Origin of the sequence: Cupriavidus gilardii, from assembly GCF_013314895.1 — a bacterium.
GTDB lineage: Bacteria > Pseudomonadota > Gammaproteobacteria > Burkholderiales > Burkholderiaceae > Cupriavidus > Cupriavidus gilardii_C.
Genome location: NZ_JABTYE010000015.1, coordinates 1 through 14,318 on the forward strand (window position 1 = coordinate 1; position 14,318 = coordinate 14,318).

The 14,318-nt window shown below is 67.2% G+C and carries 14 protein-coding genes and 1 tRNA gene; 10 read left to right on the forward strand and 5 right to left on the reverse strand.

The genetic code is table 11. The features are described 5' to 3' along the window. The first annotated feature begins 73 nt into the window (after positions 1-73). The 4 genes from moaA (at position 74) to HTY53_RS15520 (ending at position 3,727) form a co-directional block, all read left to right on the forward strand. Complete coding sequence (gene moaA / locus HTY53_RS15505; RefSeq protein WP_174107503.1) at positions 74-1,198, forward strand: GTP 3',8-cyclase MoaA; 1,125 nt, start codon at positions 74-76, stop codon at positions 1,196-1,198. 69 nt (positions 1,199-1,267) lie between these two features. Continuing rightward, a complete protein-coding gene (mobA, locus tag HTY53_RS15510; protein ID WP_174107504.1) occupies positions 1,268-1,867 on the forward strand; it encodes a molybdenum cofactor guanylyltransferase MobA in 600 nt (199 codons plus the stop codon). 108 nt (positions 1,868-1,975) lie between these two features. Beyond that, positions 1,976-3,271 carry a molybdopterin molybdotransferase MoeA gene (gene moeA / locus HTY53_RS15515; RefSeq protein WP_174107505.1) on the forward strand — a complete coding sequence of 432 codons (1,296 nt, stop codon included), beginning with the start codon at positions 1,976-1,978 and terminating at the stop codon, positions 3,269-3,271. A gap of 177 nt (positions 3,272-3,448) precedes the next feature. Next, positions 3,449-3,727, forward strand: coding sequence for a hypothetical protein (locus HTY53_RS15520; protein ID WP_174107506.1), 279 nt, complete (start codon positions 3,449-3,451; stop codon positions 3,725-3,727). Positions 3,728-3,823: 96 nt separating this feature from the next. Here the strand turns inward: HTY53_RS15520 and rmuC are convergent, their stop codons facing one another. The 5 genes from rmuC to pncB all read right to left on the reverse strand — a co-directional run bounded on the left by rmuC (position 3,824) and on the right by pncB (position 9,882). Next, positions 3,824-5,221: a DNA recombination protein RmuC gene (gene rmuC, locus HTY53_RS15525; RefSeq protein WP_174107507.1), complete on the reverse strand. Its 1,398-nt coding sequence runs from the start codon at positions 5,219-5,221 to the stop codon at positions 3,824-3,826. A 73-nt stretch (positions 5,222-5,294) separates the two neighbouring features. After that, on the reverse strand, positions 5,295-6,323 hold the full coding sequence (locus HTY53_RS15530; RefSeq protein ID WP_174107508.1) for a 2-hydroxyacid dehydrogenase: 1,029 nt from the start codon (positions 6,321-6,323) through the stop codon (positions 5,295-5,297). Between the two features lie 8 nt (positions 6,324-6,331). Beyond that, positions 6,332-7,777, reverse strand: coding sequence for a sodium:proton antiporter (locus tag HTY53_RS15535; RefSeq protein ID WP_174107509.1), 1,446 nt, complete (start codon positions 7,775-7,777; stop codon positions 6,332-6,334). 157 nt (positions 7,778-7,934) lie between these two features. After that, positions 7,935-8,621 carry a LutC/YkgG family protein gene (locus HTY53_RS15540; protein WP_174107510.1) on the reverse strand — a complete coding sequence of 229 codons (687 nt, stop codon included), beginning with the start codon at positions 8,619-8,621 and terminating at the stop codon, positions 7,935-7,937. A gap of 85 nt (positions 8,622-8,706) precedes the next feature. Beyond that, positions 8,707-9,882, reverse strand: coding sequence for a nicotinate phosphoribosyltransferase (gene pncB, locus HTY53_RS15545; protein ID WP_174107511.1), 1,176 nt, complete (start codon positions 9,880-9,882; stop codon positions 8,707-8,709). 347 nt (positions 9,883-10,229) lie between these two features. On the opposite strand from pncB, the gene fdxA reads away from it, so the two are divergent. The 6 genes from fdxA (at position 10,230) to nodI (ending at position 14,262) form a co-directional block, all read left to right on the forward strand. Beyond that, positions 10,230-10,553 (forward strand): ferredoxin FdxA, encoded by a 324-nt coding sequence (gene fdxA / locus HTY53_RS15550; protein ID WP_174107512.1) that lies wholly within the window; start codon positions 10,230-10,232, stop codon positions 10,551-10,553. Between the two features lie 109 nt (positions 10,554-10,662). Further along, positions 10,663-11,769, forward strand: a complete 1,107-nt coding sequence (locus HTY53_RS15555; RefSeq protein ID WP_174107513.1) for an NAD(P)/FAD-dependent oxidoreductase — start codon at positions 10,663-10,665, stop codon at positions 11,767-11,769. A 309-nt stretch (positions 11,770-12,078) separates the two neighbouring features. Beyond that, positions 12,079-12,154 (forward strand) — tRNA-Asn (locus tag HTY53_RS15560). A 235-nt stretch (positions 12,155-12,389) separates the two neighbouring features. Then, entirely contained in the window at positions 12,390-12,602 is a 213-nt protein-coding gene (rpsU, locus tag HTY53_RS15565; RefSeq protein ID WP_006578041.1) for a 30S ribosomal protein S21, read from the forward strand. 242 nt (positions 12,603-12,844) lie between these two features. Then, on the forward strand, positions 12,845-13,234 hold the full coding sequence (locus tag HTY53_RS15570) for a VanZ family protein (protein ID WP_174107514.1): 390 nt from the start codon (positions 12,845-12,847) through the stop codon (positions 13,232-13,234). A 116-nt stretch (positions 13,235-13,350) separates the two neighbouring features. Beyond that, positions 13,351-14,262 carry a nodulation factor ABC transporter ATP-binding protein NodI gene (gene nodI / locus HTY53_RS15575; protein WP_174107515.1) on the forward strand — a complete coding sequence of 304 codons (912 nt, stop codon included), beginning with the start codon at positions 13,351-13,353 and terminating at the stop codon, positions 14,260-14,262. Positions 14,263-14,318: the final 56 nt, after the last annotated feature.

Here is a 14,318-nt window from a genome sequence, read left to right on the forward strand (position 1 = left end):
CGCCGGCCCCGCAACGCAAGCTCGGCTAGAATGGCGGCAGAACGGCGCCGGGCTGGCGGCGACCTATCACGACATGACCGAATCCGTCATTCCCATCTTCGATCTGCGCGAGCATCGGTATCACTCGATGAAGCCCGCGATCCCCGCGCAACTGGAAACGCCGACCGGCCTGCTGGCCGACCGCCGCGGACGGCCGCTGCATGATCTGCGCATCTCGGTGACCGACCGCTGCAATTTCCGCTGCGTCTACTGCATGCCGAAGGAGGTGTTCGACAAGGACTACACCTTCCTGCCGCATTCGGAGCTGCTCAGCTTCGAGGAGATCGAGCGCGTCGCGCGCCTGTTCGTCGCGCATGGCGTCGAGAAGATCCGGCTGACCGGCGGCGAGCCGCTGCTGCGCAAGAACATCGAGAAGCTGGTGGAGATGCTGGCGCGCATCGAAACGCCGGCCGGCAAGCCGCTGGACCTGACACTGACCACCAATGCCTCGCTGCTGGCCCGCAAGGCGCGCGCGCTGCGCGATGCCGGGCTGACGCGAGTCTCGGTCAGCCTCGATGCGATCGACGACGCCACCTTCCGCCGCATGAACGACGTCGACTTTGCCGTGGCGGACGTGCTCAAGGGCATCGAGACCGCGCAGGCGGTCGGGCTGGCGCCGCTGAAGGTCAATATGGTGGTCAAGCGCGGCACCAACGACGCCGAGATCGTGCCGATGGCGCGCCATTTCCGCGGCAGCGGCATCATCGTCCGCTATATCGAATTCATGGACGTCGGCGCCAGCAACCACTGGCGCATGGACGAGGTGCTGCCGTCGGACGAAGTGGTGGCGCGCATCGATGCCGAATTCCCGCTCGAACCGATCGCGGCCAACTACAGCGGCGAGACCGCGCAGCGCTGGCGCTATCGCGACGGCGCCGGCGAGATCGGCGTGATTTCCAGCGTCACCCATGCCTTCTGCGGCGATTGCAGCCGCATCCGGCTGTCGACCGAGGGCCGGCTCTATCTGTGCCTGTTCGCCACCGAAGGCTACGATCTGCGCGCGCTGCTGCGCGGCCAGCACAGCGACCTCGAGATCGCCAACGCGATCGCCGGCATCTGGCGCGAGCGCACCGACAACTATTCGGAGCAGCGCGGCGACGCGCAGGTTCGCGCGGCCCGCGCGGCGCGCAAGATCGAGATGTCCTATATCGGGGGCTAGGCGCGCCGCCTCCCCCTCCGATTCCCTTCAACGCTTCACCGCTTCACCCCTTTTTCTCCTGCACCCGCGATGATCGAACGCGATGACATTACCGGCCTGATCCTGGCCGGCGGACGCGGCAGCCGCATGGGCGGCACCGACAAGGGCCTGCAGTCGCTGCGCGGCGCACCGATGGCGATGCACACAATGATGCGGCTGGCGCCGCAGACCGGTGCGCTGCTGATCAACGCCAACCGCAATCTGGCCGCCTACGAATCGTTCGGCGTGCCGGTGGTCACCGACTCGGTGCCCGACTTCGCCGGCCCGCTGGCCGGCATGCTGGCCGGCCTGGAACAGTGCCAGACGCGCTGGATGGTCACCGCGCCGTGCGATTCCCCGTTCCTGCCGACCGATCTGGTGGCGCGGCTGGCGCAGGCGCTCGAATCCGAAGGCGCCGAAATGGCGATGCCGGTCACCGTCGACGAACAGGGCCGGCGCCAGACCCAGCCGGTATTCCTGCTGATGCCGCATACCGCGCTGGACAGCCTGGTCGCTTTCCTCAACGGCGGCGGCCGCAAGATCGAGGCGTGGGCCTCGCAGCATCGCCTGGCCGAAGTGCCGTTCGACGACGCCGCGCCGTTCGCCAACATCAATACGCTGGACGAACTGCGCACCTTCGAGGCGCGCTGATTTTTTCGGTGCTGCCGCGGCCGCGTCCGCGCTGGCCGATACCGGCAGACAAACCGTCCGACCCGAACCCGCATCCCGAACCGACCCCCAACCCGACCTCGACAAGCCATGCCGTCCCTGCAATCCGTGATCTCCTGCCTGTCCGACTACGATCCCAGCGCGCTGCCGGTGGCGCAGGCAAACCGGATCATCGCGGAGGTGATCGAACCGGTCAGCGGCATCGAGCAGGTCGCGATCCGCGCCGCGCTCGATCGCGTGCTGGCCGACGACGTGGTGTCGCCGATCGACGTGCCGGCGCACGACAACTCCGCCATGGACGGCTATGCGTTTGCCAGCGCCGCGCTGCAGGCCGCAAACGGCGGCGAGGTGACGCTGCGCGTCATCGGCACCGCGCTGGCCGGCGAGGCCCACGGGCTGACGCCGAGGGCCGGCGAAGCGGTACGCATCATGACCGGCGCGGTGATGCCGGCCGGCTGCGATACCGTGATTCCGCAGGAGTTTACGCAACCGGCATCCGACGCGTCCGGCGAGGCCGTGCGCTTTGCTGCCGATGCGGTCCGCGCCGGCGACAACCGCCGCCTGTGCGGCGAGGATCTGGCGCGTGGCAAACCCGCCCTCAACCGGGGCCGAGTGCTGCAGCCGGCCGACCTCGGCCTGCTGGCCTCGCTCGGCATCGCCGAGGTCAAGGTACGGCGGCGCCTGCGCGTGGCGTTCTTCTCGACCGGCGACGAGCTGCGTTCGATCGGCGAGCCGCTCGACGCGGGCTGCGTCTACGATTCGAACCGCTACACGCTGCACGGCATGCTCCGCCGCCTGCATGTCGAGCTGATCGACATGGGCGTGGTGCGCGACGACCCCGCCGCGCTCGAGGCTGCGCTGCGCAGCGCCTGCGAGAACGCGGATGCCGTGATCACCTCGGGCGGCGTGTCGGTCGGCGAGGCCGACTACACCAAGCAGATCATGGCCGAGCTCGGTGACGTGACCTTCTGGAAGATCGCGATGCGCCCCGGCCGGCCGATGGCGTTCGGGCGCATCGCCTCGAACGGCCGGCAGGCGCTGCTGTTCGGCCTGCCGGGCAATCCGGTCGCGGTGATGGTGACCTTCTACCACTTCGTCCGCGCGGCGCTGCACCGGATGATGGGCGCGGACATCGCGCCGCCGCCGCTGATGCGCGTGCGCAGCGCCCAGGCGATCCGCAAGAAGCCGGGCCGCACCGAATACCAGCGCGGCATCCTGGCGCGCGGGGCCGACGGCCAGTGGGAGGTGCGTATCACCGGCCAGCAGGGCTCCGGCGTGCTGCGCTCGATGAGCGAGGCCAACTGCTTCATCGTGCTGGGACACGAGCAGGGCGGCGTGGCGGCCGGCGATCCGGTCGAGGTCATGCTGTTCGAGGGCCTGCTGTAACGCCCGCGCTCCCGGCCCCTGTCGGCGCCTGCGCTGCCTGTCCCCACTGTCGTTTTTTTGCTTACCGAAACCGTGCCGGCGGCCGCTTTTGGCCGCCCCGGCAGGGCGAGGCTATGCGCCACGCCACCCATTCGCTACACTTGCCGCACCCCAACTCTTCCCCACTGCCACGCTGTCATGAATCAGGAGATCGCTTACCTCCACCCCGTCAAGACCGCACGCGCGCTCGTTCTGGTCTATCTGTGCTTCTCGGTGCCGATCGTGTCGATGGGGTTGTTCGTGGCCTTTGTCCGCTATGGCGATCTGCCCGGCATCACGGTGTTCACGGCGCTGATTCTGAACGCGCTGGTCGGTTTCGGCCTGCTGTGGCTGGCCTGCAAGGCGTACAACTGGGTGGCGGCCCGTTTCGGCGGCATCGAGGTGACGATCCGCAATCTGCCGCACGAGGGGCAATAAGCCCCGGCAGTTCGGCCCTCGCCCGACAAAAAAAGCGCATCCCGACGGATGCGCTTTTTTATTGCCTTTTTGCCGCGACGCTGCCGCTGGCAACGCTCAGGCCGGCGGGCCGGAATCCTTCGGGCCGGCCTCGCCGTCGTCCTCCTCCGGCAGGCCCAGCAACTGCTCGGCAGCCTCGGACGGCAGCGCCTCGACCTTGCGCAGCTTGCGTGCCATCTGGCGGCTGCGCACCTCGGCCTGCTCGATATTGCGCGCGGCGCGCTCGAGCGTGTCGCGCGTGCGCGCCAGCACGTCGCCGAACTTGCCGAATTCGGTCTTGACCGCACCCAGCACCTCCCACACCTCGCTCGAGCGCTTTTCCAGCGCCAGCGTGCGAAAGCCCATCTGCAGGCTGTTCAGCACGGCGGTCAGCGTGGTGGGGCCGGCCACCGTGACACGGTGATTGCGCTGCAGCAGGTCGGTCAATCCGGGCCGGCGCAGCACCTCGGCATAGAGTCCCTCCGTCGGCAGGAACAGGATCGCGAAGTCGGTGGTGGCCGGCGGCGACAGGTACTTCTCGGCGATGGTCTGGGCCTCGCGCTTGACCGCCACCTCGAGTTCGCGCCCGGCGGCGGCCACGCCCTCGACATCGCCGCGTTCCTGCGCATCGGTCAGCCGTTCGTACTGCTCCTTGGGGAACTTGGCATCGATCGGCAGCCACACCGTGCCGTTGCCGGCGCCGTTGCTGCCGTTGCCGACCCCCACTTCCTTGCCCGGCAAGCGGATCGCGAATTCGACCCGCGCGCCGGAGTTCGGTACGGTCTCGACGTTCCTCGCGTATTGCTCCGGCGTCAGGATCTGCTGCAGCAGCATCTCCAGCTGGACTTCGCCCCAGGTGCCGCGCGTCTTCACATTGGTCAGCACGCGCTTCAGGTCGCCGACGCCCTGCGCCAGCATCTGCATCTCTCCGAGGCCGCGATGCACCTGCTCGAGCCGGTCCGACACCATGCGGAACGATTCGCCCAGCCGCTGCTCCAGCGTCGCGTGCAGCTTCTCGTCGACGGTGCGGCGCATCTCGTCGAGCTTGGCGGCGTTGTTGGCCTCGATGTCCTTGAGCTTCTGCTCCAGCGTGGCACGCACCTCGCCCAGCCGCCGCTCGTTCGATTCGGTCAGCTTGGCCAGCTGCTGCGCGAACATGTCGATCTGGTTGTTCTGCAGCGTGGCGATATGCGTCATCTGGGCGGACAGCGTCTGCTGGAACCGCATCATCTGCTCGCTGGTCTCGTCGCGCCCCAGCCGCGCGGCCTCGGCCACCTCGCTGCGCAGGCTGCGCTCGAGCCGTTCGCTGTCGCGCTCGCCGCGTTCGCGCCAGTCGGACAGGCGTTGCAGCAGTTCGGCATGCAGCTGCTCGGCGCTGCCGCCATCGCGCCTGCGCATCAGCAGCACGACGAGCGTCAGCAGGACCAGCAGCAGGATCGCGGCCAGCGCGATGAGGATCAGCGAGGAGGAAGACATCGGGGATCGGGTAATGAAGCCGGGCGCCGCCGCGGCAAGGCCGGATGCGGCCACCGCGGCGGGCGCCGTCACGCTAGCGCGCCAGCACTTCGGGGTTCAGCGCGCACGGCGGCCGGCCGGCGTCGGGACCGGCGCCGAGCGCGGCGATCAGATTGTCGGCCGCAAGATTGGCCATCGCGCGCCGGGTCTTTTCGGAGGCGCTGGCGATATGCGGGGTCAGCACGACGTTGGGCACTTCGAGCAGGGCCGGATGGACCTTGGGCTCGCCTTCGAACACGTCCAGCCCCGCGGCGAAGATGCGCTTGTCGCGCAGCGCCTGCGCCAGCGCCGCGTCGTCGACGATGCCGCCGCGCGCCAGGTTGATCAGCGTCGCCGTCGGTTTCATCTGCGCGAGTTCGGGCGCCCCGATCGCATGGTGGCTCTGCTCGCTGTACGGCAGCACCAGCATCAGGTGATCGGATTCGCGCAGCAGCTCGGCCTTGCTGACATAGCGCGCGCCGAGCCCCTGCTCGATCTCGGCCGGCAGCTGGCTGCGGTTGTGATACAGCACCGTCATGCCGAAACCGGCGGCGCGCCGCGCCAGCGCCTGGCCGATCCGGCCCATGCCGAGAATGCCGAGCGTGGTGCCGTGCAGGTCCATGCCGAGGAACATGTCGTAGGACCAGCGCTCCCATTTGCCGGCGCGCAGGAAGTGCTCCGACTCGGTGACGCGCCGCGCCGTCGCCATCAGCAGCGCCCAGCCGAAGTCGGCGGTAGTCTCGGTCAGCACGTCCGGCGTGTTGGTGGCGACGATGCCGGCCGCGGTCAGCGCCGCCAGGTCCAGATTGTTGTAGCCCACCGCCATGTTGCAGACCGCGCGCAGCGCGGGCAGCGCCGCGATCAGTTCCGCGTCGATGCGGTCCGCGGCATTGGCCAGCACGCCTGCCTTGCCCGCCAGGCGCGCCTTGAGCGCGGCGGCGTCCAGCGGCACGTCGGCCTGGTTGTGGTCGACCTCGAAATACTGCGACAGGCGCTCCAGCACATCGGGGAAGATCGCCCGCGTGACCAGCACGGTCGGACGCGAGGAAGACGATTGCGGTTGGGAGTGCGGTTGGGAAGCCATCGTGAACCTCAGACGCGGAAGAACAGCAGGGTCATCACCAGGAACAGCGGCACCAGAATGCCGCAGGACCACAGCATATAACCGAAGAAGCTCGGCATGCGCACGCCGCGGTCTTCGGCGATCGCCTTGACCATCAGGTTCGGCGCATTGCCGATATAGGTGTTGGCGCCCATGAACACCGCGCCGGCCGAGATCGCCGCCAGCGTGGTGGCGTCGCGCGTCATCAGCGTGGCCGCGTCGCCGCCGGCGGTATTGAAGAACACCAGGTAGGTCGGCGCATTGTCGAGGAAGGACGACAGCAGGCCGGTGGCCCAGAAATACATGCTGTCGATCGGCTGGCCGTTGCTGTCGCTGACCGCGCGGATCACGCCGGCGAAGGTGCCGTCGGTGCCTGCCTTCAGCATCGCGATCACCGGGATGATGGTGAGAAAGATGCCGGCGAACAGCTTGCCGACCTCCAGAATCGGATCCCAGTTGAACTCGTTGCCCGCGCGCGCGCTGTGCGGCGTGATCAGCAACGACAGCAGCGCCACCGCCACCAGCGCAACGTCGCGCACCAGCGCCGGCAGCGGCACCACGGTGCCCATCACGTCGAATTCGATGCCCGGTTTCCACAGGCCGCTCATCAGCACCAGCGCCATCACCGCCAGCAGCAGCACGAAGTTGGCCTTGCCGTCGATGCGGATGCCTGGCGAATCGGGGGTCGGATCGAGCGGCGGCGGCAGTTGCTCTTCGCGATTGCGGAAGTAGTGCCGATCGATGAAGTAGAAGATCACCAGCAGCGCGACGCACAGGAACAGCGTCTCGGGGAAGATATGGCGCGTGGTCCAGAAGAATTCGACGCCCTTCAGGAAGCCCAGGAACAGCGGCGGATCGCCCAGCGGCGTCAGCGAACCGCCGGCATTGGCGACCAGGAAGATGAAGAAGACGACCACGTGGGCCACATGGCGCCGGTTGTCATTGGCGCGCAGCAGCGGCCGGATCAGCAGCATCGCCGCGCCGGTGGTGCCCATCACGCTGGCCAGGCAAGTGCCGAGCGCCAGGATGCCGGTGTTCAGCTTCGGCGTGCCATGCAGATTGCCGTGCACGCAGATGCCACCGGCGACGATATACAGCGTGCCGATCAGCACGATGAACGGAATGTACTCGGCGACCAGCGCGTGCACCACGTTGGCGGTCGCGGCGTGCGCGCCGTACGTCAGCGCGAACGGCACCAGGAACAGCAGCCCCCACGCGGCCGCCACCTTGCCGAAGTGGTGATGCCAGAAACGCGGCGCCAGCAGCGGGAACAGCGCGATCGACAGCAGGATGCCGGCAAAGGGCAAGGCCCACAGCGGCCCGAGCGTGGCCCCGTCCAGTTCGGCGGCGCCGGCCAGCGCGGGGAACATCGCCAGCATGGCCGGCAGCGCCAGCCGGGGCAGCTTGAATACACGGGGCGCGGGGGCAGACTGCATCGTGTTCGGTCTCCTGTTTTCCTGTTTCCTGTTATTCGAATCGGGATGCCGGCCTCCGTGCGAAGGCGGGCGCGACGGGATGCTGCGCGGGGTCGGAAACGCCGGGGTGTCGTGTGCCGGACGGCGTGCGTTGCCGCGTCCGGTACGACAGGCTCGCTCAGGCCTGTTCGACCAGCACCACGTGCACGCGGTAGGGGCCGTGCGCGCCGAGCACGATGGTCTGTTCGATATCGCCGGTGCGGGACGGGCCGCTGATGATATTGGTCGCGCGCGGCAGCTCGCCGCGCTCGGCGCGTACCAGCGCGAAGGCTTCCTCGAGGTCGGCGACGATGCGGCCGACCGGCACCACGGCGATATGGGTCTCGGGGAGCAGCGCTCCGGAGGCGAAGGTCTCGGGCCCCGACAGCAGGATCAGCGAACCGGTCTCCGCGATCGCGCAGAAGCAGCCGGTGATGCCGACCAGGTCGCCATGTTCGCGGTCGGCCTGCGGGTCGCGCAGCGGCGGCCGCGATTCGACCGCGATGCCCCGCGCCTGCCAGTCCAGCGCGCCCAGCGCAGGCCAGGCGACCGCGCGCGGAGGCAATGCCAGCCCGCTCAGATAATGCGCCACCGCCGCCGGCACGTCGGCCATGGTCGCGACCCGCTCGACCGTCGAGGCCATCTTGCGCGCCTGCACACTGAACGCCTCCACCAGATCGCCGGCCACGCCGGGGCGCGGACCTTGCGGATGGCGCGCCAGATAGTCGGCCACCGCCTCGCGTTCGCCCCGGGTCGGTTGCGCCGGCCGCCCCTGGGCGGCACGGATACGGGCGAAGATGCGGTCGCGAGCGGAATCGGTGTTCATGGTTCGGACGATCGGAATCGGGAGGCCGGAGCAGCGGGCATTATAAGTCCCCCTGCCCGTGCGCTTGGCCGAAACTGCGCTCCGGTCAGGCCGGCTCGACGCCGAACACCTGGCGCAGATAACCGAGATAGGCCGGGTCGTCGCACATGGTCTTTTCCGGCGTGTCCGACAGCTTGGCGACCGGCTGCCCATTGCAGCGGACCATCTTGATGACGATCTGCAGCGGCGTGTAACCCAGGTCGTTGGTCAGATTGGTGCCGACCCCGAACGCCAGCCGGCAGCGTCCGCCGAAGCGTTCGTACAGTTCGATCACGCGCGGGATATTGAGGTTGTCGCTGAAGATCAGCGTCTTGCTGCGCGGATCGACACGGTTCCTGCTGTAGTGCTCGAGCATCCGTTCCCCCCAGGCCACCGGATCGCCCGAGTCGTGCCGCACGCCGTCGAACAGCTTGCAGAAGTACAGATCGAAGTCGTTCAGGAAGGCATCGAAGCCGTACGTGTCGGACAGCGCGATGCCGAGGTCGCCGCGATACTCGCGCGCCCAGGTTTCCAGCGCAAATACCTGCGAATCGCGCAGCCGCGGCCCGAGCGACTGACAGGCCTGCAGGTATTCGTGCGCCATCGTGCCGAGCGGCGTCAGGTTGTGCTTGCGGGCGAAGTGCACGTTGCTGGTGCCGGCCAGCTGCGGCCCCAGCAGCTGCTGCATCGAGGCCAGCACCTCCTCCTGCCAGTCGCGCGAGAAGCGGCGGCGCGTGCCGTAGTCGGCGATCACGCAATCGTCGCGGCCCGGCATGCGCAGCAGCGCGAGCTTGTCGACCAGCCGGCGGCGGCCCTCCTCCCAGTCGGGCTGCGGCTGCGTGTGGCGGAAGTAGACCTCGTTGACGATCGCCAGCAGCGGCACCTCGAACAGGATGGTGTGCAGCCAGGGGCCGCGGATCGTGATGTCGATCTCGCCCGGATGCGTCGGCGACGGGCCGACCGACACGTACTTCGCATTGAGCTGGAACAGGCCGAGGAAATCGACGAAATCGCTCTTGATGAAGCGAAAGCCGCGCAGGTATTCCAGTTCGTCTTCGGTGAAGCGCAGCTGGCACAGCAGCTCGATCTGCGCGCGGATCTCGTCCGCATACGGCGTCAGGTCCACGCCGGCATTGCGGCATTTGAAGCGGTACTCGACCTGCGCCGCCGGGAAATGATGCAGAACCACCTGCATCATCGTGAATTTGTAGAGGTCGGTGTCGAGCAGAGATTGGATGATCATGGCGTAACCCGCACAAGTGTGCCGAATCAGGCCCACATGCTACCCCATCGGGCAACCTCGTCGGGCATGGGGCCAATGCGCGATGAAGAACAATCCGCTACGGTGCCAACGCTCGCACCGAGGCCAAACAAGCCCGCATAAAGAAATAAGAAAACTATCTGATTCGGCTATATAGGGCCGCTGTGCGGGACGAACGGGTCGGCTACAATACCGATCTTTGAAAGGCCGCGGTCGACGCTCGTCCCGCGCGTGCGTGCGTTGTACGGGCAGCTGTACCGGCACAACGACCGGCACAAGCGGCCAAAAACAGTCTCCCATCGAAGCCGATCCGTTTTCCTGGAACCGAAATGACTCACGTTGTCACCGAATCCTGCATCCGTTGCCGCTATACCGACTGCGTTGACGTGTGCCCGGTTGATTGTTTCCGCGAGGGCCCCAACTTCCTCGCGATCGATCCGGACGAGTGCATCGACTGCGCGGTGTGCGTTGCGGAGTGCCCGGTCAACGCGATCTATGCCGAGGAAGACGTGCCGGCCGACCAGCAGCAGTTCATCGAACTGAACGCCGAACTGGCCCGCAACTGGCCTTCGATCACCAAGACCAAGGCCCCGCTGCCCGAGGCCGAGGAATGGAAGGACGCCACCGGCAAGCTGCAATACCTCGAGCGCTGAGCCGACGCCGCCAGCGAACACCAACCCGATAGCGACAAAGAGAAAGCCGTCCCCACGCGCTTTCCCGCAATGCCGGGCACGCCGTGCCCCCAAACGTATCAGGACGCATATGGACTTGAGCATCCCCAACCCCGTCGCGGACACCACCAATCAGGTCGGCGGCAACGCTGGCGGTGGCCAGCCCCTCGAAATCGACGCGCTGATCGTCGGCGCCGGTCCGGTCGGCCTGTTCCAGGTCTTCGAACTCGGCCTGCTCGAGATCAAGGCGCATGTGATCGACTCGCTGAAGGTGGTCGGCGGCCAGTGCGTGGAGCTGTATCCGGACAAGCCGATCTATGACATCCCGGCGGTGCCGATCTGCACCGGCCAGGAGCTGACGGACAACCTGCTCAAGCAGATCGAGCCGTTCGAGCCGACCTTCCACCTCGGCCAGGAAGTCTCGGTGGTCGAGCGCCAGGAGGACGGCCGCTTCTTCGTCGAGACCTCGCTCGGCACCCGCTTCCTGACCAAGACCATCTTCATCGCCGCCGGCGTCGGTTCGTTCCAGCCGCGCACGCTGAAGGTCGAGGGCCTGGACAAGTTCGACGGCAAGCAGCTGTTCTACCGCGTCAAGGATCCGAGCCGCTTTCACGGCCGCAATCTGGTGATCGTCGGCGGCGGCGACTCGGCGCTGGACTGGACGCTGGACCTGGTCGGCAAGGCCGAGTCGGTGGTGCTGATCCACCGCCGCGACGGCTTCCGCGCCGCGCCGGCCTCGGTCGCCAAGATGAAGGAACTGTGCGAACAGATGGAGATGCAGTTCATGGTCGGCCAGATCACCGGTTACGAGGAAAAGGACGGCGCGCTGACCGAGATCAAGGTCACCGGCGGCGACGGCGTGACGCGCCGCATGCCGCTGGACGACCTGCTGGTGTTCTTCGGCCTGTCGCCCAAGCTCGGCCCGATCGCCGAATGGGGCCTGGACCTGGAGCGCAAGCAGATCAAGGTCGATACCGAGAAGTTCGAGACCAATATCCCGGGCATCTTCGCGGTCGGCGACATCAACACCTATCCGGGCAAGAAGAAGCTGATCCTGTCGGGCTTCCACGAGGCCGCGCTGGCCGCCTTCGGCGCCGCGCCGTACATCTTCCCCGAGAAGAAGATCCACATGCAGTACACGACGACCTCGCCGAAGCTGCACAAGATCCTCGGCGTCGAATCGCCGGTGTTCGACTGAGCCCGAAGCGATTCGCGATTTCCGATTTGCGATCCGGCACTCCGACGACCAGCAAAAAGCCGCCTTCGGGCGGTTTTTTGTTGCGGCCCGCAAATTTTTCTTGGCATTCGCCTAGGCCGCCGTCTATAATGCGCCCCTCGCCAACGCACATTCGCGGCACCGGATCGGCCCCAGGGCTTCCGACCCAACGAATGCGCAGGCAGGCCGGACACTTCGGCACAGCGTTTGCGGATGACGCAACGACAACAAAATGTCGAAACGTTGTTGACGAAGTAACGAGAAACTGGCTATAATCCTTTTCTCAGCTGTTCCCCGATAGCTCAGTCGGTAGAGCGACGGACTGTTAATCCGCAGGTCCCTGGTTCGAGCCCAGGTCGGGGAGCCAAAGAATAAAAGGCCCGCCATCCGAGATGGCGGGCCTTTTCACTGGTGCGCTGGCATCCTGCGTGACCGACCTCGTCGTGACTCGCACGCCCACCCTTCCGGTCCACTGCCCCGCCGCGCTTGCGGGGTTTTGCCAACACCCAGCTCCGCGGGTATCGGCAGCGAGCACAGGCTCGAGGCTGCCGAGGCTCACCGTTCCACCCCCGCCGCAGCAGCGGCACCCCGAAGGACAAGCTTTGACCAAGATCGTTTTGAAGCCGGGCGAACCGGTTGACGTCGCCATGCGGCGATTCCGCCGGGCCATTCTGCAAAATGGCCTGATCGTCGAACTGAAGAGCCGTACGGCCTACGAGAAGCCGACCACCGAGCGCAAGCGCAAGAAGAAGGCCGCCGAATCGCGCCTGCGCAAGCGTCTGCGCATGCAGATGCTGCCGAAGAAGATGTACTGAGCATCTTCGATTGCCGGGAGTCTCGCGGGCGCGGCGCATCGCCCGCCGCGTGACCCCCGTCGCCCTGTCCTGCCGCTCTCTCCATCGCCGGAGAGAACGCCGCACTCCCCCGGGAGCGCCCTCTCGTCCAGCCATCTGGCCGACGACCCTCGCTGCGCCACCCATCCCCACAGCCGATGTCGGGCCCCTGCCCCGGCTGCTACATTACGTTCCTGTCGCTTCGTCTCAGGAACCGTTTCCGCATGTCTTCCCGCCCGTTCCCCAGCCTGACGATCGGCCCGCCGCAGTGGCGTCTGGCGTTCTGGCTGTGCCTGTGCACCGTGCTGACGCTGGCGCTGATGCCGCCCACGACGCCGATGCCGACCACCGGCTGGGACAAGAGCAATCATCTGCTGGCCTTCGCCGCGCTGGGCGTGCTCGGATGGCGCGCCTATCCGACGCGGCCGTGGCTCGTGCCGATCGGATTGCTGGTCTATGGCGGACTGATCGAATGGCTGCAGTCGATGACGCCCTATCGTTCCGCGGACGCCATCGATGTCCTGGCCGATGCGCTCGGACTCGCGCTGGGGTGGCTGCTGCACGGGCTGGTGCGTTCGCTGATGCGTCGCCTGCGCGCGCGTCGGGCGGTCTAACCGGCGCTGGCGGCAACACGCTTTGACGGGCGCGTCTGCGGCGCGCCAGGGACCGATCGCAAGGGGATCGGCATAATGGCGGGATCGCGCCACGCGCGCTTCACCGGAACGCTGCGTTGACTGCCATTCTCGAACTGCGCCATGTGCGCAAACAGTACGGCGACACCGTCGTCGTCGACGATCTGAGCCTGCAGGTGCAGCGCGGCCAATGCTTCGGCCTGCTGGGCCCCAACGGCGCCGGCAAGACCACCACGCTGCGGCTGCTGCTGGGGCTGACCACGCCGGCGTCGGGCGAGCTGACGCTGTGCGGCGAACCCGTCCCCGCCCGCGCCCCACAGGCCCGCATGCGCGTCGGCGTGGTGCCGCAGTTCGACAATCTCGATCCCGACTTCACCGTGGTCGAGAACCTGCGCATCTTCGGCCGCTACTTCGGCCTGTCGTCCGCCGAGATCGAACGGCGCGTGCCGATGCTGCTCGAATTCGCCCGCCTGGAAAACCGCGCCGACGCGCACGTGCGCGACCTGTCCGGCGGCATGCGCCGGCGCCTGACGGTGGCGCGCGCGTTGATCAACGATCCCGACCTGCTGGTGATGGACGAGCCGACCACGGGCCTGGACCCGCAGGCGCGCCATCTGATCTGGGACCGGCTCAAATCGCTGCTCGCCTCCGGCAAGACCATTCTGCTGACCACGCATTTCATGGAGGAGGCGGAGCGCCTGTGCAACTATCTGTGCGTGATCGACGGCGGCCGCAAGATTGCCGAAGGCAAGCCGCACGAGCTGATCGACCGGCAGATCGGCTGTGATGTGGTCGAGGTCTATGGCGAGGAGCTGGACGCGCTGCGCGAGCGGCTCGCGCCGCTGGCCGAGCGCACCGAAAAGAGCGGGGAGACGCTGTTCTGCTACGTCCGTGAACCGGAACCGCTGCTGGCGGCGCTGCACGGCAACGGCGGCATCCGCTATCTGCATCGCCCCGCCAATCTGGAGGATGTGTTCCTGAAGCTGACCGGCCGCGAAATGCGGGACTGATCGGCCGAAGGCCGGGACGGCTCGCCGCCCGCCACGCACCGAACCATCGAGGAAAC